The sequence below is a fragment of the Photobacterium swingsii genome (genome assembly GCF_024346715.1).
GTDB lineage: Bacteria > Pseudomonadota > Gammaproteobacteria > Enterobacterales > Vibrionaceae > Photobacterium > Photobacterium swingsii.
Genome location: NZ_AP024853.1, coordinates 985,113 through 1,007,129 on the forward strand (window position 1 = coordinate 985,113; position 22,017 = coordinate 1,007,129).

Annotated in this window: 14 protein-coding genes and 1 pseudogene; 7 read left to right on the forward strand and 8 right to left on the reverse strand. The window is 43.7% G+C overall.

The annotated features are described in order from the left end of the window. Positions 1-62: 62 nt before the first annotated feature. Positions 63-797 carry a 3-oxoacyl-ACP reductase FabG gene (gene fabG / locus OCU77_RS21770; RefSeq protein ID WP_107302596.1) on the reverse strand — a complete coding sequence of 245 codons (735 nt, stop codon included), beginning with the start codon at positions 795-797 and terminating at the stop codon, positions 63-65. A 296-nt stretch (positions 798-1,093) separates the two neighbouring features. Here fabG and OCU77_RS21775 point away from each other — a divergent pair, with 296 nt between their 5' ends. Together OCU77_RS21775 and OCU77_RS21780 are read left to right on the forward strand one after the other, a co-directional pair. Continuing rightward, entirely contained in the window at positions 1,094-2,050 is a 957-nt protein-coding gene (locus tag OCU77_RS21775) for a LysR family transcriptional regulator (RefSeq protein WP_107302595.1), read from the forward strand. Continuing rightward, positions 2,016-2,972, forward strand: a complete 957-nt coding sequence (locus OCU77_RS21780) for an alpha/beta hydrolase fold domain-containing protein (protein ID WP_048897542.1) — start codon at positions 2,016-2,018, stop codon at positions 2,970-2,972. The genes OCU77_RS21775 and OCU77_RS21780 overlap by 35 nt, the downstream gene beginning before the upstream one ends. 102 nt (positions 2,973-3,074) lie before the next feature. Here OCU77_RS21780 and OCU77_RS21785 read toward each other — a convergent pair whose 3' ends face one another. Next, positions 3,075-4,970 carry a DEAD/DEAH box helicase gene (locus tag OCU77_RS21785; protein WP_048897541.1) on the reverse strand — a complete coding sequence of 632 codons (1,896 nt, stop codon included), beginning with the start codon at positions 4,968-4,970 and terminating at the stop codon, positions 3,075-3,077. Positions 4,971-5,362: 392 nt separating this feature from the next. Further along, a complete protein-coding gene (locus OCU77_RS21790) occupies positions 5,363-7,036 on the reverse strand; it encodes a sensor domain-containing diguanylate cyclase (protein WP_107302594.1) in 1,674 nt (557 codons plus the stop codon). A 430-nt stretch (positions 7,037-7,466) separates the two neighbouring features. Here OCU77_RS21790 and OCU77_RS21795 point away from each other — a divergent pair, with 430 nt between their 5' ends. The 4 genes from OCU77_RS21795 (at position 7,467) to OCU77_RS21810 (ending at position 12,544) form a co-directional block, all read left to right on the forward strand. Continuing rightward, positions 7,467-9,476: an exoribonuclease II gene (locus OCU77_RS21795; RefSeq protein WP_107302593.1), complete on the forward strand. Its 2,010-nt coding sequence runs from the start codon at positions 7,467-7,469 to the stop codon at positions 9,474-9,476. Between the two features lie 238 nt (positions 9,477-9,714). Continuing rightward, the gene (locus OCU77_RS21800; RefSeq protein ID WP_048897538.1) at positions 9,715-10,257 is read left to right on the forward strand and encodes a DUF1415 domain-containing protein; all 543 of its coding nucleotides are present in this window, start codon (positions 9,715-9,717) and stop codon (positions 10,255-10,257) included. A 205-nt stretch (positions 10,258-10,462) separates the two neighbouring features. Then, positions 10,463-11,704 (forward strand): GGDEF domain-containing protein, encoded by a 1,242-nt coding sequence (locus OCU77_RS21805; RefSeq protein ID WP_048897537.1) that lies wholly within the window; start codon positions 10,463-10,465, stop codon positions 11,702-11,704. 234 nt (positions 11,705-11,938) lie between these two features. Beyond that, a complete protein-coding gene (locus OCU77_RS21810; RefSeq protein ID WP_048897536.1) occupies positions 11,939-12,544 on the forward strand; it encodes a hypothetical protein in 606 nt (201 codons plus the stop codon). A gap of 594 nt (positions 12,545-13,138) precedes the next feature. Here the strand turns inward: OCU77_RS21810 and malG are convergent. The 3 genes and pseudogenes from malG to malE all read right to left on the reverse strand — a co-directional run bounded on the left by malG (position 13,139) and on the right by malE (position 16,873). After that, a complete protein-coding gene (gene malG / locus OCU77_RS21815) occupies positions 13,139-14,029 on the reverse strand; it encodes a maltose ABC transporter permease MalG (protein WP_048897535.1) in 891 nt (296 codons plus the stop codon). 12 nt (positions 14,030-14,041) lie between these two features. Further along, positions 14,042-15,544 (reverse strand): annotated as a pseudogene (gene malF, locus OCU77_RS21820) (maltose ABC transporter permease MalF); the annotation flags it as partial. Positions 15,545-15,691: 147 nt separating this feature from the next. Continuing rightward, on the reverse strand, positions 15,692-16,873 hold the full coding sequence (malE, locus tag OCU77_RS21825; RefSeq protein ID WP_048897534.1) for a maltose/maltodextrin ABC transporter substrate-binding protein MalE: 1,182 nt from the start codon (positions 16,871-16,873) through the stop codon (positions 15,692-15,694). A gap of 618 nt (positions 16,874-17,491) precedes the next feature. On the opposite strand from malE, the gene malK reads away from it, so the two are divergent. Then, positions 17,492-18,601 (forward strand): maltose/maltodextrin ABC transporter ATP-binding protein MalK, encoded by a 1,110-nt coding sequence (malK, locus tag OCU77_RS21830; RefSeq protein WP_048897533.1) that lies wholly within the window; start codon positions 17,492-17,494, stop codon positions 18,599-18,601. Between the two features lie 178 nt (positions 18,602-18,779). On the opposite strand, the gene OCU77_RS21835 is transcribed toward malK, so the two are convergent. Both OCU77_RS21835 and OCU77_RS21840 read right to left on the reverse strand, forming a co-directional pair. After that, complete coding sequence (locus OCU77_RS21835; protein ID WP_048897532.1) at positions 18,780-19,724, reverse strand: universal stress protein; 945 nt, start codon at positions 19,722-19,724, stop codon at positions 18,780-18,782. A 208-nt stretch (positions 19,725-19,932) separates the two neighbouring features. After that, positions 19,933-21,858, reverse strand: a complete 1,926-nt coding sequence (locus OCU77_RS21840) for a BCCT family transporter (protein WP_048897531.1) — start codon at positions 21,856-21,858, stop codon at positions 19,933-19,935. Positions 21,859-22,017: the final 159 nt, after the last annotated feature.

Sequence of the window (22,017 nt, forward strand, 5' to 3'; positions counted from 1 at the left end):
CCTTTCGCAGGAAACAAAAAAGAGCGCCGAAGCGCCCTTTAAGAGATCTCTTATTGCTGCAATTAAATGACCAGACCACCATCAATTTTTAACGTTTGGCCGGTAATAAATGAAGCATTATCGCTCGCTAGGAAAAGTGCACCATTGGCAATATCTTGTGGTTTTCCCATACGTTTAAGTGGTGTTTTAGCCTTCATAAAATCGAGAACCTTCTCGGGTAAGTCAACGGTCATTGGCGTTTCTACAAAACCAGGGGCAATACAATTAGCACGCACTTGCGCGCCTTTACGCGAGAACTCTTTTGCCCAACCTTTTGTCATTGCAATGACTCCCCCCTTGGTTGCAGCGTAATTTGTTTGGCCAATATTACCATCCGTGCCAACAACCGAAGACATGGTAATGATAGATCCCTCACCCGACGCCATCATAAGTGGGGCAACGGCTTGCGTCATATTAAAAACACCTTTAAGGTTAACATCAGCGACCAGATCCCACTCATCTTCAGCCATTTTATCTATCAAATTATCACGCGTGATCCCTGCATTATTGACGAGTACATCAACAGTGCCATATTCAGCATTCACTTGGTCAATGAAGTGAGTAATCGATGGCCTATCACAAACATTCAGCTCAACGGTGCGTACATTCGTGTAAGTTTGCGCTAAGTCTTGCATCGCGCTGGCATTCATATCGCAAACAAACACCATTTTAGCTTCATGCTTGGCAAAGGTTTCAGCAATACATCGACCTATACCTTGCGCTGCGCCTGTCACAATACACACTTTATTCGTCAGCATAACTCCATCCCTTATACATAATTGAAAAACAAGTCGTTCAAAAACAATTAGTTCAAATGCTTACTACGAGACATTTCTTATCATCTGATGATAGTCCAGTTATGCAATTTAATTACCAACATTGATGCAATTCAGATTTTCATATTTATTTCGAGTGAAGTTGCAGCACATGTTCACAGAGCTGAGATGAAATATTTTTGCAATAAGATGCATACTGGTTTTTTGCTATAGTAGGTTGCTGGCAGTTGGATACACAGCTGTTATTCATCACCGTTAGATTACCTATGGAAAGCAAAATGTTAGACAAGGTGGTTTTTTTTCTTCATGTCATTCGCGCAGGCTCGCTCAGTATAGCCGCGAAACAATATGGTATATCCCCCTCTGCGGGTAGTCGCTGGCTTAATGAACTCGAAGAAAACATGGGGGTTAGCCTAGTAAAACGAACAACTCGAAAAATTAGCCCGACCCAAGCAGGGCAACGTTTATTTGATCGCTTCAATCAAATACATGGCCAGATCAACGAGGTTTTCGATGAAGTACAGAACCTTAGCCATGAAGATCGCGGGACTATCCGTATTGCCAGCACGCCACTTTTTGCCAAACACTACCTAGCGACTATCATAGGGGAATATGTTCAAATTCACCCTGATATCAATTTTTTAGTCATAGAAACAGCCTTCGATGTTGACCACACCCATGAGGTCGATTTTGCGGTTCGCGCCAATGCGACATACCGTGGTTTTCAAGACAAAGATAGCTTATTGGTCAAGCGAGCTTTACTACAAGAGCCTCTGATTGCCTGCTGTTCACCTGATTATATAAAGCAATTTGGCGAGCCTATCTACCCACTGGAGCTCAAACAACACCTCTGCTTATATGCCACCACCTTAGTCGGCGGTAATAAGTGGATTTTCGAACTTAACGGCGAATACAGTTCGGTGGATATCCCACAGACCGTAGAAGCGGATGATAGCGAGATCCTGCGTAACATTGCGATAGCCGGTGGAGGCATCGCCTACTTACCCTACTGCTTGATAGGAAAAGAAATTGCAGCCGGTAAATTGGTTCCGATCTTAACCAATTACGCCACGAGCCAATTTGAATTGAGTTTATATTTCAAGCCACGTCGACACATGCCGACACGCTGCGCTAACTTCAAAGAATATCTGGTTAAACGGACACCTGAAATTGACCTAGAACGCAAAAAAGGAATTGCTCATGCCAATGGCAAGCCATTTACGCAACTGGCTTAATGCCATCCATCAACAAGCCCCTTCCTCACCGCTCTCGCCTCAGAGGGTCCGTGATGGACTTGCCGCCCTGACAAAGCAACACACAAGCGCCTGTATCGATATGGCTGCTATCGTAGACACTCATATCGCTGACAGCGCTATTGGCTGTCGAATTTACCAGCCGTATAAACAAAATAGGTTACGCGAGCAATCAATAAAGAACAGTAAATGGCAAAAGGATGAGAAGCTTCCCGTGCTTTTGCTATTACATGGTGGTGGGCATTTGTGTGGCAGTATTGATGTTTACGACACCATCAGCCGACAGCTTGCACATCACTGCCAAGCAATAGTTGTCACAATTGATTATCGCCTAGCCCCTGAGTACCCCTATCCAGCAGGCCTCGACGATGCATACCATAGCCTTCTGCATATACACGATACACTCGCAACTGTGGGCATCAAGCATAGTGATTCCTTGCTGTTAGTTGGTGACTCTGCAGGGGCAGCCATGGCAGCAACACTGGCACAGCAGCTGCAATACAAAGACAATCCGATGATAAATAGACTAGTGCTTATTTATCCAAGTTTGGACTATACCCTCAGTGCCCCTTCTTTGGATTTGCATGGACAGGGATATTTATTAGAAACGAAGAAAATTGAATGGTATTTTGATCAATACTTTACAGAACAAGATGATAGGCACAGTGCTTCTCCTCTTTTTGGGACGCTGACACAAGCGCATCCAAAAACCTTAGTGCTATCGGCACAATATTGCCCAATCAAAGATGATGGTAGACGCTATTATCACCGCTTACTTGCCCACAACATAGAAGCGATTTACCTTGAGCAACCTAATACGATCCATGCTTTTTTAAACTTACCAGATCTCATGCCAGAAGCTAACACGCACAGTTACTTAGCCATCAGTAAGTTCTTAGCCTAACTTCAACTAAACTCAGTCACCGTCACAAACACCAAACGACAGGCAATAAAAAACCGGACTAAAAAGCCCGGTTTCTTTATTCAATAAGCTTAAGCGTTAAACTTATGCGTCAGTGCGTGGTTTACGGTCAGCATTGCTACGACGGTTGCCGCCGTTGCCACCATCACGGTTACCACGGTAGCCACCACGGTTGTCACCGCCACGGTTACGGTCGAAACGACGTTCACCATTGCCACCTTCACGACGACCACGATGACCATTACCACGGTTACCGCCGTCACGACGACCACCGCCGTTACCGCCACGGTGCTCACGAAGTACTTCGCCTTCAACAACTACCGCTTTAACATCGTTTTGACGAATGCGTAGCTTCTTAAGTTGTGCAGATACTTCAGCTGTCATCTTCTTAGGAAGTTGAACATAAGTGTGTTCCGGAGCAAGTTTAATTGCACCAATGAACTCTTTGCTTAGGCCAAGTTCGTTTGCGATTGCACCAACGATATCTTTAACCTGAACACCTTGCTCACGACCAACTTGAAGCTGGTAAGTATCCCAGTCAGCGTTGTTGTATGAACGACGCTCACGACGTTCACCGCGTTCGCCACGCTCACCACCACGATCATCACGACGACGATCACGACGTTGTTTTTCACGCTCGATAGCAGCAATCATTGGGTCTGGGCCGTTGTAGAACAACGGACGGTTGCCTTGTTGACGCTGAAGAAGCATTGCAGCAAGTGTCGCAGCATCAACTTCAATAGATTCTTGTAGCTTCTCAACTAGCTCTACAAACGCATCAACATTTGTTTGCTCTTTTTGAGCCGCTAGTTCTTCACCCAGACGGTTAAGACGAGATGCAGCAACAAGGTCACGGTTAGGAAGTTGGATTTCTTCCATACGAGACTTAGTTACGCGCTCGATTGTACGAAGCATACGGATTTGGTTAGTGCGAACAAGAAGGATCGCCTTACCAGTACGTCCAGCACGACCTGTACGGCCGATACGGTGGATGTATGACTCTACATCGAATGGGATATCGTAGTTGAATACGTGTGTGATACGCGGTACATCAAGACCACGAGCAACAACGTCAGTTGCAACTAGAATATCGATAACACCACGTTTGATGTGATCTACAGTGCGCTCACGTAGCGACTGTGGAATATCACCGTGAAGTGCTGCAGCTTTAAAGCCACGAGAAGATAGCCAATCAGCTAGGCGCTCAGTATCTTGACGAGTACGAACGAATACGATTGACGCGTCAGTATCTTCAGTTTCAAGAAGACGGCTCATTGCTTCGTCTTTCTCTACGCCTTTAACAACCCAGAACTGCTGCTCTACTTGAGAAACAGTGCGGTTTTCACCAGCAACGTCAATACGCTCAGGGTTACGTAGGAAACGGTCAACGATTTGCTTAACGATTGGAGGCATAGTTGCCGAGAACAATACGCGCTGCGCTGATGCAGGAGCTTGTTCCATGATCCAAGTTACGTCGTCAACGAAGCCCATCTTCAGCATTTCATCTGCTTCATCAAGTACAAAAGTACTTACTTCATCAAGGTGCAGACGATCACGAGAAATAAGGTCTTTAACACGACCAGGTGTACCAACAACAATGTGAGCACCATTTTTAAGTGCACGCATTTGATCAACGATAGATGCACCACCGTAGATTTCTAAAACTTTTAGGCCCTTGATGTTTTGACCAAGAACTTTAATTTCTGCAGCAACCTGAATTGCAAGCTCACGCGTTGGAGCCATAACAATTGCTTGAGGCTTGTGCTGAGCAAGATCTACTTTGTTAAGTAGTGGTAGGGAAAACGCAGCAGTTTTACCAGTACCAGTTTGTGCTTTACCTAGTGCATCAACACCAGTAAGAAGCAAAGGAATCGACGCAGCCTGAATAGGAGTAGGCGCAACAAAGCCCATTGAGTCAAGTGCGGATAGTAGTGTGTCGGCCAGATCTAACTGACGAAATTCTGTAACAGATTCTTGCATTGGGATCCCAATAAATAATCTAACGTAAAACGGGGCCCCTTCTGCTTTAAGAGTTCTGCAACAGCAACCACAAGCATGGGCCTCGACGATGAGAGGCGCGTATTCTGCGCCATTACTTGATAAAAATCCAGAAAAAATTGAACACTGTCACAAATTGACTGTTAAACGCCCGTTTTGAGCGGATTAAGGCAAAGAGTGCTGTAAAAATAGCCTTGTTCTTGCTAGTAGCACTGAATAAGCTGCGTGTTAACAAACGATTAGAAAGAGAATAAGATCAAAAAACCTCTGCTTTTTTTACTAAGCAGAGGTTCCCATCAAAGATTTAATCCATTAAACGGCTTAATCCAACTTCGTCTCGCCGCTTTTCGCTAGTAAATAGATAGTTAGCCTTACTACCAAGACACGACACAATTACGGCCCTGTGTTTTTGCTGCATATAACGCCTTATCAGCTAAGGTCATTAATGCTTCGCTCATACTAAACTCCCCCGCAGGTATTGTCGTATGCACACCAATGCTAACAGTGGCATAGGGTGTATCTTGTGTGCGATGTGGGATCCCAAGCTCTGCAACCGCACACCGTAAATCCTCAGCAATCAAGCTTGCCATTGCTTTATCAACCGTCGGTAGTAAACAAGCAAACTCTTCACCGCCGTATCGGCAGACTATCGACTTTTTATAAGGTGCTAATGTACTTTCAAGCCGAGAGGCGATTCGCTTAAGACAATGATCACCTTCTAAGTGACCATTTGTATCGTTATATGATTTGAAATTATCGACATCAATCATCATGACAGTCAGTGGCACTTGCTTCTTTGTTGCAACCGCCCAGTACCGAGCAAAACGAAGATCAAAGAAGCGTCGATTAGCAATACCGGTAAGGCCATCTTGCATAGACAGCTGTTCAAGACTGCGATTGGCCTCTTCAAGTGCCCGATTAGTTGCTTGAAGTTCTTGCGTACGTCTAATCACACGTTTCTCAAGATCAATATTAAGTTCTTTGATTGAATCATAATTTCGGCGGATCACAATTTGCTGCCCTATCGCAGCACCAAAGAGCTTTAGTATTTCTTTTTGATGTTCTGTTAGTGCACGTTGATTAATCAAATTATCAACAGCAATCCAACCAATACATTCAACACCATTCCACATCGCAATCATGGCATTCCAGCCAGTACCGACTTGTTCCTTGCCATAATACAGTGGTGCGTTTTCTTTAACGACAACATGATTCTTATGACTCAATGCCTCGTTAACCAATGGGTGATCGGGAATCTGACTATTAAAGGCTTTTCTGTCCACCAGCAGACCTTCTGGAGATGTGCCATAGGTGCCCAGCATCAAATTCGATTCAAAGTCCGTCAGGAATATCGCCATTCTATCGATACCAAGGTAAGCCCGCCCTAACTCTATGGCTTGCCGATAAAGTGTATCGAGTTGGGTTGCTTGTGATAGCTTCAGCGTGACTTCGTGAAGGTTACGCATTAAGCCTAAATAATTCGTGATCGACTGCTTTCGAACTTCTAGCTCTGCTTCAATGCTACGCCGAGTAATATTATGGTGAATCACCTCTTGCTGTAATACGCGCGCGCTAATATCGGACGCTAATACGACAAGCAATCTTTCGACATAATGAAGGCTTGATTCAAAACGTGCAGAATCCGCTGTTTCTGCATAGATATAAGCGACATTACGACCATGCATTTGAATCGGCAATAAAATCTGACACCACAGGTTGTCTTCAATGTTCCACAAGGCTTTGTAAGGCTTACTCACATAAGCGCGAACAAACTCATGATTCTGTTTAGCCTGCTCAAACAACCCCATCGGCACACCATTATATTCCGTCATCAATAACGGCTGATTGTAATACCGATAATCCGATTTCCCGCTCCAACTCGCAAACACATAAGTACGATCATCCTGTTCAACCAAGAGTGTGATTGAATTCAGCTTTAAATCTTTGTGTAGTGATGACATTAAGCAATGACACCACCGCTCCATATTCGCTTGTCGAGCAAGCTGTTCAACTAAATCATTTAGCCCAGTCACATCACAGACAGTCATAAATTATCCTAGCGCCAACGTTTACCCCCTCCATGAAAAGCATGTTTAGTCATAACACTTATATGGCTCATCACTTATTTAGGTAGGTATTATTATTTTTATTTATTTCGGCTTTTACTGCGCTTTGCATTCCCGATTAAATTGCTGCAAAGACAATTACCTATGCAAAGTATTGCGCTTGCATTTCGCTTGAACTAGTAACTTTTAATTAGTTTGTGAACTCAGCACAGACGCTTTGTTATAAAAACGATTGATACGACATAAATATGTCATTCCAACGCCATATTTTCTTTCATTATCGATAATTCAAACACTCTCTGGTGGCGGGCTTTCAACCTCAATGGAGAATATTCCTCAATCTTCGTTGTTATTTGTGCCATTTACGATAAATCCGTATAGTGTGATGGTTCACATTCTGAGACCAGGTAAAATGTTTCAAGACAACCCACTACTAGCCCAGCTAAAGAAGCAAATTCAAGAAACCCTTCCTAAAAAAGAAGGGACGATCAAAGCCACAGATCGCGGTTTTGGCTTTTTAGAACTCGACAACAGTAAAGACAGTATTTTCATCCCGCCGACATACATGAAAAATGTTATGCATGGCGATCGTGTAATTGCAGTTATTCGAACTGAAAAAGAGCGCGAAGTTGCTGAACCACAAGAGCTTGTAGAACAATCGCTAACGCGTTTTATCGGCCGTGTTAAATTGATTCGTAGTCGTTTGCATGTCATGCCGGATCACCCGCAACTAAAAGATGCAATTAAAGCGCGTGCAATCAAAGGGCTGAATCCAGAAAGCCTAAAAGAAGGCGATTGGGTTGTTGCCAACCTGAACAATCACCCGCTTGATACCACTAAAGATGCTAAGAACAAGGCATTTTCTTGTGTAGTGAAAGAGAAAATCACAGACAGCGGTGATAAAATTGCACCTTGGTGGGTAACGCTTGCTCGTCATAACCTACCAAATGCAGAGCCTGCGCCACAAGAAAGCTGGTCAATGCTCGATGAAGGCCTTGAGCGTCAAGACCTTACTCATGTTCCTTTCATTACCATTGATGGCGAATCAACCAAAGATATGGATGATGCGCTATACACGGAACAGAAAGAAGACGGCAGCTTCGACATTACCATCGCGATTGCCGATCCAACGTCTTACATTGAAGTGGGTAACGACATGGATAAAGAGGCCCGCGAACGTGGCTTCACTATCTATCTACCTGGTCGTAACATTCCAATGCTACCACGCGAACTAAGTGATGAACTTTGTTCACTAATGGAAAACGAAAAGCGACCAGCTATTTGTTGTCGCGTAAACGTAAGCAAAGATGGCGTGATCAGTGATGACATCACTTTCTTTGCAGCATGGATCCAGTCTCAAGCCCGCCTTGCCTACGATAATATCTCTGATCTGATCGAGAATGGCGAATGTGAAGGCTTTGCCCCAAATGACATTATCCGTCAGCAAATCGATGTTCTACACGCATTTGCTAATGCACGCAGTGACTGGCGCGCAAACAATGCGGTCGTATTCCCAGATCGCCCAGATTACCGCTTCGAACTTAGCGAAGACAATGATGTCATCGCTATTCATACTGACCCTCGCCGTACTGCTAACCGCATGGTTGAAGAGGCAATGATCACTGCTAATATTTGTGCGGGTCGTGTGCTTCGCGATAAATTTGGTTTAGGTGTATTCAATACTCACGCAGGTTTCAACCCTGAGAAAATTGACACTGCGATGGATTTCCTGACCAAAGCAGAAGCGCCATTTACTAAAGAAGAAATTGAAACCTTATCTGGTTTCAGTGCTCTTCGTCGTTGGCTAAATGAACAAGACACCACGTACTTGGACAACCGCCTCCGTAAATTCCAAGCATACAGTGAAGTAGGCAACCTACCTGCACCTCACTATGCAATGGGCTTAGATGTTTACGCAACTTGGACATCACCTATCCGTAAATACGGTGACATGATTAACCACCGCCTACTAAAAGCTGTCATTACAGGTAACGAAGCAAGCCAGAAACCGGACGACACTGTGGGTGATGAAATCGCCGCGCACCGTCGTTTCCACCGCATGGCAGAACGCGATGTATCTGATTGGTTATACGTGCGCCTATTGTCAAACGCAGTAAAAGAAGAAACCGTCTTTACAGGCGAAATTTTTGATATTAACCGTGCAGGCATGCGTGTTCGCCTAATCGAAAATGGTGCAGCGGCATTTATCCCTGGTTCATTAATTGTTGATAACAAAGAGCGCATCGAATGTAGCGGTGAACTTGGCGTCGTCAATATTGATAAAGTACGCGAATATCAACTGGGTGATAGCTTTGAAGTTAAACTGACTGAAGTGCGTACTGCAACACGTCAACTTGTCGCGCGCCCTGTACAGCAATTCCCAGCACCTAAAGCTGAGGTCAGCGTAGAAGAAAAAGCATAATCTTCCACTGCTATGGAAAAAAGCCGACATCATGTCGGCTTTTTTGTACCCTACCATCAATTCCCACAACAAAACAATGTGACCCTTGATGTAATTGTACTCAATGACACTCCTCATACAGAATATTCACCAAGGCTATTACATCGATTAAATTTGTCTTCATACCTAGGGATTATCTCGTCTATCGCCTGTTTTACTGTTACCCTTATCAAAAAATAAATAAGAGTAAATATCAGCCATGTCAAACGTTGCTCAAGTTGTACAACAATGGTTAGAAGATGTCGTAATCGGCCTAAATCTGTGTCCGTTTGCTGCCAAACCCAACCGAAATAAACAAATCAAAATTCATGTTAGTGAGCACAACGATGAGGCTGCACTGCTAGAAGATATCTACCAAGAACTCCGCCATCTTGATGAGACACCCGCAACGGAATTAGAGACAACCTTGGTTGTTGCACCTAATATGTTGGCTGATTTTGATGACTACAACCAATTCCTTGATCTCGTCGAAGGCTTAGTCACACAGTTAAATAAACAAGGGATTTATCAGATCGCGAGTTTCCACCCTGACTATCAGTTCTATGGGACGGAAGCTGATGATGCTGAAAACCTAACGAACCGTTCTCCTTACCCTATCTTCCACCTTATTCGAGAAGAAAGCATGGAAAAGGTGTTAAAGCATTACCCGGACCCAGAAGGCATTCCTGAGCGCAATATTGAGTGCGTCGAAAATCTAACAGCAGAGCAAAAAAGACACTTATTTCCATACCTCATCAAGTAAGTTCACAGCCTGCCGATAAATCACTCATGAGGTCACATACCTCATTAATGCCTAAATATTATTTAGGGTGGTTGAATGTCAACCACCTACTTTACAGCACACCTGGGAATGCCGAATAACCCGTTACGATTGGAATCACGAGTAACCACAATGCAAAAAGGAAGATTATGAATTTGAGAAGTACCCGTTAAGGGAAAGCGATTACATGTTGCCACTATCATTTAATGTATTTAGAAGCGCAGGATTTCGATTTGGACTACCAGTTTTTTTAGCACTGAGTACCCTTTTCCTGCTTGAGTTCGCGCAATATACGCTTATTACGTACCAGTCGCTGCTATTCACGCTTCCTTATGTCTTGTTCGCATTAGTTATTTTACTAAGCCAACCTTTTAACCAAGGCCGAACAGGATTAACCGCACTCTTAATGGGTGTGGCGTATTACGTCATTCAGAATTACTTACAAGCACCGCTTTCTAATAACGACACTAAGCTCGTATATGTGTTGCTCTCTGCACTCTTACCATTGAATTTGCTACAAATACACATACTGCCCGATAAGCGGCTACATTCACGGTTTGGCGGCTATTACTTACTCTTCATTGTAATGCAAATTGCATGGTCAGCCTTAGTGGTTAACCACTTTAGTCACAGCGATTTAAGCTGGCTATGGGACAGTTACCTTTTTACTATCCCCACTTTTTCACCTATGCCTATCGTGCTCTTTCTATTTTCAATAGCCATCACTTTAAGCAGCGCTTCAACCATACTGAAGCGTAACCTAGGCTCAGATCAAACAGTATTCGTTAGTCTATTATTTTCATGTATGACGTTTGTACTGTTTCAGTTTAGCTTTATATCAAGCACAGCGTTTTCTATTGCAGCCTTGATCTTATTACTCAATCTCGTTACCTGTAGCCATGAATTAGCGTTTGTAGACCAGTTAACAGGTATACCGGGACGACGTGCATTAGAGACGGAATTAAAACACCTAGGCCGCACCTATACCCTCGCCATGTTGGATGTCGATCACTTTAAGAAATTCAACGATACCTATGGCCATAAAACAGGTGACGATGTGCTTAAACTCGTCGCACAAATTATGAGACAGACCAAAGGGGGCGCCCAAATTTTCCGTTACGGTGGTGAAGAATTCACCATTATGTATAAGGGAAAAGAAGCCAATGAATGCAAAGCATTTTTAGATGAACTCCGTCAAGCAATAGCTGATTATGACTTAGTGATCCGCGATCATGCGACGCGCCCCGAGAATGCCAAAAAAGGTGAGAAAATGCGGAAAAAAGAAGAAAAAGCCAACTCAACCAATGTCACAGTGAGTATTGGTGTAGCAGACAGTTTTCCCGATCATAACCCTGACAATGTCCTAAAAGCAGCCGACCAAGCATTATACAAAGCGAAGCAGAAAGGTCGGAACCGCGTCATACTCTAATCAGAAAGGCAAGGGAGTGCCTTCATAAAGCATTAACCACTCAAGTTTCTTAGCCTGCTTCCACTGTCTTAAACTGCCTTATTTTTAAGCAGCAAAACACAACCAACATCCCTTCATACCAACACGATAAACATGGCTGACCGATACCGCAATTAATCACACTTTACTGCTAGTAAATTGCATTTACTCGCCACATACTGCGTGTTTTGTTTATTGTAGTTCGAGATTTTACGGATGAAAAAGCTACTTCTTATCTCCCTTTTTGCAGCCCCAACTTTCGCATCAAGCAACATCAACGACAATTTCAGCGCTATTGGTTTTGGCTACAAGCATACACGTTATGCAACCGAAGCGATGACGCCTTACTATAACGATAAATATCACAATGACGAGTGGAAAAACCTTGGTGGTTTTTACCTTGATCTGAAAGCTGAACTTTTCTCTGGTGTGTATTTTGAAGGCTATGCAGATGCTACTACACGGTTTAGCGCTGATATCGACCAATGGCAGGCTGGTGTAGGCTTTGCTCCTTACCGCAGTCCATTTCTTAGCGTTCCTATGAGCTGTGGTGTGGTTAACTACAGTGCATCTCGTGACAACACAACCAGTCACTCAGAACTTGCACCCTACTGCCAGGTAAGTATACGCACACAAATTGCCAACCATTGGAATTTGAGTGTTGATGTACAACATCAGATGCTTGAGCAATCACGCCAAAGTATCGCTTTTGATAATACCTTTCAGTTTGGCCGTGTCTTTGGCTTAGTCGCGGGTCTTGAGCTAGCCAATCGCCATAAAACAGAAATTGGCTACAAGTTCGGCATGCAATTTTCTTTCTAATTTAAAGAGAAAGTGAAAGAACACCCATAAAAAAACCCGATGAAAACATCGGGTTTCGGTTACCAATAAAACCTATCTTGTCTTAGTTACTAAGTCAGCATAGGTCCAGCTATGCAGCAACGCCAATATAAAGGTAAGTACGGTATCTTAACAGATCGGCGACCAAACCATTGTTAAGCCCTATACTTGGGAGTGGCTTTCCTCTAAGTGAAAAAGGTCGGCCTTATTATTATTCGAATCATATGCAACTATGCTAACCAGTCATTAATTTATAAAATCAATGGTTTAGCAGAGCAGAACAAATACTATCTAAGAATTATAGTAGCAGTCTAATCGACCAGATAAAACAAAATAATTCATATTAACAGGTAGTTTTATCATCACTTAGTTAGTGACTTCTACGTCGTATAAGTTCCCCGAAAACGAATAAATAAATTGGCTTTTTCATGTATTATATACGTATGAGTGATACTTGTTATTTTCAGTATTGATATAAGACAAGCAGCGAATAACAGCAAGTTACATGACCCCTTCGTGGCGCTGACATAAAAAAACCCGCCTGATGGCGGGTTTTGTGTATTGCAACTTACTAATTTAACCTTTTACGCCACCAGCCGTTAGGCCACCAACAAGGAATTTCTGGGCTAATAAGAACACAATTGTAATTGGCAATGCAGACAGTACCGCTGCAGCCGCAAAATCACCCCATAAGTAGTTTTGAGGGTACAAGTATTGCTGCATACCTACCGCAAGAGTATAAGAGCCTACATCGCGAAGAAGTAGTGACGCGACTGGCACCTCGGTGACCGCAGCGATGAAGGATAGAATAAACACTACCGCAAGGATTGGCACAGACAATGGCAGTAGTACCATGCGGAATGCTTGCCATGGTGTTGCCCCATCCAGAGCCGCAGCTTCTTCCAATGAACCATCAATCGATTCAAAGTAGCCCTTAATTGTCCACACATGCAGTGCTATACCACCCATGTAGGCAAATACTACCCCACCGTGCGTGTTCATACCGAGGAATGGCACATATGCGCCTAGACGGTCAAACAATGCGTACAGAGCTACAAGCGCCAGTACCGCTGGGAACATTTGGAAAATCAACATTGCGCGAAGAATCGTTGCTTTACCGACAAACTTCATACGAGCAAAGGCATAAGCACAGGTTGTTGATAGTGTCACGATACCAATCGCGGTTAAGCCCGCCACTTTCACTGAGTTCCACAACCAAGTTAGTACTGGGAACGGAGGTGGTGTCACGCTACCATCTGCATTTTCTACCGCAATGCCCAATGCCAGTTTCCAGTGCTCCAATGATGGGTTACTTGGAATTAACTCGCCTGATGCATAGTTACCTTCACGGAAAGAAATCGCGATAACCATCAATAGTGGGAACATCATAATACCAAGGAAGATCCACATACCAATGTGAGTCGCCCACAGTCTGTATTTTAATGATTTAGGTTGAACCATAGCCATGTTCTGTATCCCTTACTCAGATTCAAGCTTAGTGAATTTCATGTTCAGTAGTGACAGGCCACCCACCAATAGGAAGATGATCGTTGCAATAGCACCTGCCAGACCAAAGTCTTGACCGCCTGCACCTTCAAATGCGATACGGTAGGTGTAACTAACAAGTAAATCGGTATGACCAGCAGGTACACTGGTGCCTATCATATCTGGTGCACCATTGGTCAATAACTGAATCAGTACAAAGTTGTTAAAGTTAAACGCAAAGCTCGCAATCAATAGTGGAATCATTGGTTTAACAAGCAGTGGCATTGTAATGTTGAAGAAGTTATCAATTGGGCCTGCACCGTCCATCGCTGATGCTTCGTACAAATCTTCCGGAATGGCTTTTAATAGACCCATTGCAAGAATCATCATGTACGGGTAACCCAACCAAGTGTTCACTATGATAATCATAGTTTTGGCTAAGAATGGGTCAGTAAACCATGCAGGGCTTAAGCCAAATAGCCCTTCTAATACTTGGTTGATCTCACCGAAGCTTTGGTTGAACAAACCTTTGAATATCAAAATAGAGATAAAAGCTGGCACCGCATAAGGCAGAATCAAGAGCACACGGTAAACACCACGGCCTTTTAGCGCTTCCCAAGAAACAATTTGAGCCAGAACCACACCCACAGCGAGTGTGAGCACAACAGTCAGTGCAGAGAACACAACTGTCCAAACAAAGATTTTTAAGAATGGACCTTGAATACCAGGATCAGTGAAGATACGGGTAAAGTTGTCCATACCAATGTTAACAATAAAACCAGGTGACAGTGGCTCACCGACAAACTCACCATTAGCATCAACTTGTTGATAATGACCAATATCCCAATTCGGTTTTAGTGTGATGCTTTCACGTTGGTTAACCAGTGTTTCGCCATCATCTTGCAACAGATAAAGTGGGGTAATTTCAGCAAAAGTACGTAGGCCAGACATTTTAAGTTCTGTGCCTTCTGTTGTTGCTAATGTAATTTCGGACAATGCTGCACGGTTACCAATAACCGTTTTAAGCGGTGCTTTTTTACCTTGTGGTGCTTCACTACGCGTTAATAGCACGTCGTCTTCTGGCAACTGTGCAAGATCAATATTACTTGTCACATACCACTGTTCACCATCTTGTACCGCAATACTGTATTTACCATCTTGCTCATACATGGTGAACTTGTAGCTGTCACCACTTTGGAAACTTTGTTGAAGCAATACACTCTGTGCGCGATCAAAAGTCAGCTGATTAGCACCACTGTAGTTAGTGAACGCTAACCCTATGGTATAAAGCAGTGGGAAAATAATAAATAGGATCATCCCTGCCACACCCGGGAAAATATAACGGTGGGCATAGGTTTCTTTACGTGCAAAAACGTACACGCCAAGCGCAGTAATAAAGAGCGTTAATAACGCGAAGGCATATTCGCTGCGAGCATACATAAGAATCGTGGCGTAGCCGTTAATTAGGCTGACTAATCCTAGCGTGGCCCACTTCAGCCATTTCTTATGATCAAGGCTAGTTTTTTTTGAATTTTCCATATCGGAATCGTCTATCGCCATGTCGGCAGTTTGATGAGACTGCATTAGTGATCCTCACAGTGCTTCTTTCGAGGGGAAGCATGCCTCCCCTCGGGATGGGTAGTGTTACTTGGTAATACGTTCTGCAACAGTGTTTAGTGCGTCATCAACAGATTGACGACCTGTTACTACGTTACCGATAGCCGCTTTTTCTGCGTACCAGAATGCTGACATTTGAGGAATGTTAGGCATGATCTCACCATTCATCGCATTATCCATTGTCGCTGCAATGCGTGTATCTTCGCTTAGCTCAGATTGGAAAGATTTCAACGCAACAGCGCCTAGTGGCGTATCATCGTTAACTTTACGTAGACCATCGTTAGTCAGTAGGTAGTTTTCAATAAACTCAACAGCTAAGTCTTGGTTAGGTGACGCTGTGCTGATACCAGCTGTTAGTACACCAACAAAAGGTTTAGAAGGGTTACCATTAAGTTTTGGCAGCACTGCAACACCATAATCGATGCCAGCTTTATCAATGTTGCCCCAAGACCAAGGACCATTGATTGTCATTGCTACTTCGCCTTTGTTGAAACCAGACTCAGCAATTGAGTAGTCAACATCAGGTGCAATCACACCACCATCAACCAATTTTTTCACGAAGGTCATCGCGCGTTTTGCGCCGTCGTTGTTTACGCCCACATCTTTTGCATCATAGCCGTTAGCGGTAAATTTGAATGCGTAACCGCCGTCAGCTGCAAGTACTGGCCATGTGAAGAAGGGTTCTTGTAGGTTCCACATGATGGCTTTCTTACCATCCTTTTGTAGTTCCTTATCGAGTGCTGCCATTTCTTCCCAGTTTTTAGGTGGCGTCTTGATCAAAGCTTTGTTGTAAATAAGAGAAAGTGCTTCTACTGCAACAGGGTAACCAACATACTGACCGTTGTAAGACACAGCATCCCAAGTGAAGTCAACAAACTGCTTCTTAAACTCAGCCGATGGTTTTACTTCAGCTAGAAGACCCGCTTGTGCGTAACCACCAAAGCGATCATGTGCCCAGAAAATGATGTCTGGACCATCGCCAGTAGATGCTTGTTGTGGGAACTTCTCTTCTAGTTTATCAGGATGAGAAACAGTCACTTTAATACCTGTGTCTGCTTCAAACTGCTTACCTACTTCAGCTAAACCGTTGTAGCCCTTGTCGCCATTGATCCAGATGGTCAATTGACCTTCTTCAATTGCTGCATGTGCGCTGATTGAACCAAGAGCAGCTAGGGTACAAAGCGCTACAGTACTGAGGACTTTCTTCATTTTTAACATCCTTCGTGATTGTTATATTTGTGGGTATGGCATACCGCTCACACCGCAATTTCAGTCTTAATCATCCATTACTGGCGAGCAAGTCACATCCTCCTGTCTACTACGCCCCCGAATGCAATAAATCAAAAGCGTGATCACGGTCGACATGACTCCGTGACGGGGATCTAATAACCTCTATATTTTGTGATAGAAAGCACATGTTATTGGGGTATAAAAAAAACCTCATCCCCTGACTTTTCAAACTGTGATCTAGGTACTCCTCCCCCTCTGTCAGCCTATTTTAATTTCCCCCAAGGAGGATGTTATTGATGGCTATCTTGATGAGAATAGCCTCATACCCAATTGGGTTGTTGAAGATGTTTAACCGCATTGACTGTTATTGTTTTTTGACCGACGTGATTCTGGTGTCGACATACCACTAGAATTAAACACCACATAGCTTCTTGGGGAAGTAAGCTATGTGTGATTGGTAAGGTAGCGGAGTAACATCTGCCAGGTGTATCCGCTACCGCTTTTTCTTCAACAGACTCATAAAATTCTTTACCCGTAAGCAGCCGTACGAATACCATGCAGCTTACAGGCGACAACAAAACTTAGAGGAATGGCTCGATGACGAGTGTCACTTTACGAAATGTATGTAAAGCATATGGAGATAACCTGATTTCCAAGAATGTCGATCTCGACATTGCTGAAGGAGAGTTCGTTGTATTCGTTGGGCCATCAGGTTGTGGTAAATCAACGCTACTTCGCTGTATTGCTGGCCTAGAAGATATCACGTCAGGTGATTTATTCATTGGCGACAAACGAATGAATGATATTCCGCCGTCAGAGCGTGGCGTGGGTATGGTATTCCAATCTTATGCGCTTTATCCGCATTTAAACCTATTCGACAACATGTCATTCGGCATGAAGTTAGCAAAAGCTGATAAAGGTGAAACTAAAAAGCGTGTTGATCACGCTGCTGAAATTCTTCAGCTGGGTCACCTGTTAGAGCGTAAGCCTAAAGCCTTATCAGGTGGTCAACGCCAACGTGTTGCTATTGGCCGTACTCTGGTCGCACAACCTGATGTATTCCTATTAGATGAACCTCTGTCTAACCTTGATGCAGCACTACGTGTTCAAATGCGTATCGAGCTATCTAAGCTACATAAACAACTGGGTAGTACCATGATTTATGTAACGCATGATCAAATTGAAGCCATGACCATGGCCGATAAGATTGTTGTACTTGATGACGGTTTTGTATCGCAAGTAGGTAAACCGTTAGAACTATACCACTACCCTCAAAACCGTTTTGTTGCCGGCTTTATTGGCTCACCAAAAATGAACTTCATGAGCGTGTTCATTGAACAAGCTGAAAAAGACCGTGTCATGGTACAGCTAGCCAATGGTAAAGCGTTCTGGATCCCTGTTGACGGCACAACCGTAACACGCGGTGAGCGCATGTCACTGGGCATCCGCCCTGAGCACTTAGTACCTTGTGCTGAAGGCGACGCATGCATTGAAGGTAAAGTACAAGTTGTTGAAAAACTTGGCCACGAAACACAAGTTTACCTGAATTTAAGCGGTGTTGATGCCGACTTTATTTACCGCGAGAGTGACACGCTTAACATTGATGCAGGCGATAATTTCGAAATTGGTATTCCTGCTCACCGTTGCCACCTATTCCACAGCGATGGTTCAGCGTGCCAACGTCTATTTAAAGAAGAAGGCGTATAACGGCTGCTGACTTTGCTAGCATTTCACCTTATCCCCTGTGGGTGCTAGCAAATCTGCACAAAACCGAAAAGGCTGGTTGTTTGGTCACTACCAGCCTTTTTCGATCTGTTCTATGTGTAACTAAACAAAACACTCCGAGCGCAGTTATCAATACTTTTCACCCGCAGTGATGAAGTCATTATTCATTATCAGAAAGTACTGGTGAAGTGAATGTATCGGGTTTTAATGTCACCACCGAACAATCAAGCTGGTTCAAGATCGATTCCGCAGTATTGCCCATTAAAAAACCGGCAATACCTTCTCGTGAAAGCGATCCAAGCACCACCAAGTCGACGTCATTATTGACGACATATTCAGGCAAAACTTCACGTGTTTCGCCCTCAAGCAATTTCACATGCGTCGTGATGGTACTCTTCTCATAAGGCTCTAACAAAGACTGTAGCCGCGCCATACGATCATCTCGCATACTCTTGGACAAGAGCGCAATATCAATATCTTCGTACTGACTCCACTTTCTTAAAAACCCTTCAGACTCCAAACGCCAAGCATGGCATAGGATCAACTCTGCACCAAATACAGCACAAATATCAGATGCTAACGCAATGATTTTATGATTAAAGCTCTGATAGTCTTGATTCGTGAGATCAATCGCAGCCACCACTCGCTGTATCCCTGCGCCATCGGTACTGATAGACCAAATAGGCACTTCAGACTTTCTCATCAAGTTCAGTGTATTACTGCCTCTCTGACAGGCAATCGTCTTATCTGCACGATGAGAATCAATCGCTACCATAGTCGCATTCAAGGCTTTGGCTTCTTTGATGATTTCAATATAAGGCACACCAATACGGATCTTGGTTTGAAACCGAATATTGCCATACTGACGTTTCAATGACTGGGCCTGTTGATTAAGCGCCTCATAATAAATTTTGGTCGCTTCATCCAAAATATTGAGTGTGGTACCCGAGTAACGATAAATTTCTTTAAACTCCGCAAGATCGTCAATTACAGTGAGTAAAGTAACATTCGATGAACATTGATCGGCTAGCTTCAATGCTTGGTGAAGAGAGGCATCTATGGTTTGCTCTGGCACAATAGGGAACAATAGTTGAATAGATTTCATACAAGCTCCTGATCGCACTATGTAGAAGGGGCATTGCTTATTGCCTACAATGCAGACACATTTATTAGCATAGATAACCAGTTGCGATAAGTCATTAAACGCCCTCCCGCCTATGTAGCGAAAATAGGAAAGCCCCACCATCACTCGCTAAAGTAATAAGGCGGGGCTTGAATATTACACTGAGAAACCTCAGTCGTGATGCTATAGATTAAGAAGAAACGGCGACGTCTTCTGTCTCAACTAACTCACGCTGTTTCACTAAATCATTAAACTCAATACGTGCGGCTTGCGCTAATTCAGACGCTTCAATTTTTTCTTCTTTGGCCAGCATAGCTTCATTGGTTAAACGATCCAATTCATCCAATAAATCTTGTGAGATGGCATCCTCTTCGCTCTCATGAACGCCTTTTGCAAGCGCTGCAGCACGAATCGCCTTCTTAGTTTTCCAAATTGCATTCAGTGCGGTTCGCTCATTCACGGCCGCTTCGATTGCAACGTCTTTTAGCTGTTCAAACTTCGAGAACGCCATACCTTCTTTTGACCAAGGATCGATTTCTGGCAGATCTTCAATGTTGATCACAGGATCTTCATAACCATCTTGATGGGTTAAATCCAATGTCGCTGCTTTAACAGCCGATATCATCAGCATCACTGCAATCACAAGCAGTGGCAAACCACCCACAATCGCTGCCGTTTGCAAGGTAGATAAACCGCCCATGAACAACAGAACCGCAGGCATAAATGACAATGCAAACGCCCAGAACAGACGGTTCCAACGCATTGGATCACCGGTTACATTCTTTTGTACCACAGAGGCCAAAATGTAAGAGATAGAGTCAAAGGTTGTGGCAGTAAAAATAAGGCAAAGCAGAGTAAATACAGCAATAACAAGGGTACTAAAAGGCAGCTGTTGTAAGATCGAGAAGATCGCCTTATTCGCGCCCTCCGTATTGAGGATGCCAACAACGTCTAACGTGCCAGACAGTTGTAGCGATAAACCATAGTTACCCAAAATCATAAAGAATAGGAAACAGCCCATGGATCCAAAGAAGATCGAGCCTGTGACCATTTGTTTAATCGTACGACCGCGTGAAATACGAGTGATAAATAAGCCCATACTTGGTGCAAACACCAACCACCACGCCCAGTAGAAAATAGTCCAATCTTGTGGGAAATGGGTATTTTCAAATGAACCATAGCCACCAAAAGGTTCTGCCCATGTCGCCATCACAAAGAAGTTTGATAGCATGCGTCCTAATGAATCTAGACCCGTTTCCAACATGAAAATAGTAGGGCCAGCAATCAGAATAAACGCAAGTAAGCCAATCGCTCCCCAAAAGTTAATATTACTTAGTAACTTAATACCTTTTTCCATACCAGCGTACGCGGAATAACCAAAAATAGCGGTACACACAAAAAGTACCCCTATCTGTGTCGTCATGGTTTTCGGTATGCCAAATAGGTAGTTAACCCCCTCAGTGATCAAAGGTGCAGCAAGACCCAAGGTAGTTGCGCCACCACCTAGCAAGCCAAAAATAAACAGTACATCGATCACTTTACCTATCCAGCCATGGCTACGTGCTTCACCCAAAACAGGCATTAACGCAGCAGATACTTTTAGAACAGGTTGCTTACGCACATAAAAAAAGTAAGCCATAGGGATCGCTGGCACTAAATAAATAGCCCATGCGATTGGCCCCCAGTGGAAAATACCGTACGTTGCAGCCCAACGTACCGCTTCTTCACTACCAGGCTCTAACTGAAAAGGTGGGCTTTGGTAGTAATAGGCCCATTCTATTGCCCCCCAAAACAAGATGCTGGCACCGATACCGCCACAAAATAACATCGCGGCCCAAGAGGCTGTTTTGAATTCAGGCTCTTCATCACTATCACCGAGCTTAATCTGACCGATATCAGAAAAAACGATATAAATCATGAAGAAGAATGATGCAAGGCCTAAACCTAAGTAAAGGAAGCCTAGCTTATCTGTCATGAAGGTTTTAGCAATGGCAATCCATTCTGCGCCTTCTTTAGGAAAAATGAGTAGTGGAAGCACAACAGATATCAACATACCTAACGCGCCCCAAAAAGTGGGTTTATCTATTAATTCAAAGTGTTTGTTACGAGTATTCACTGTGTCTCCTTACAGCGATAAATCCAACTGGATACCGCGATAATCAAGGCTTCCCACACCGAAGACAAACTAACTATTTCATCATATTCATCAAAATTTTCACTCGTCAGTTATACCGTTTACTACCCTGTTTTTTTCAAGATAAATGGTGCAGTGAAC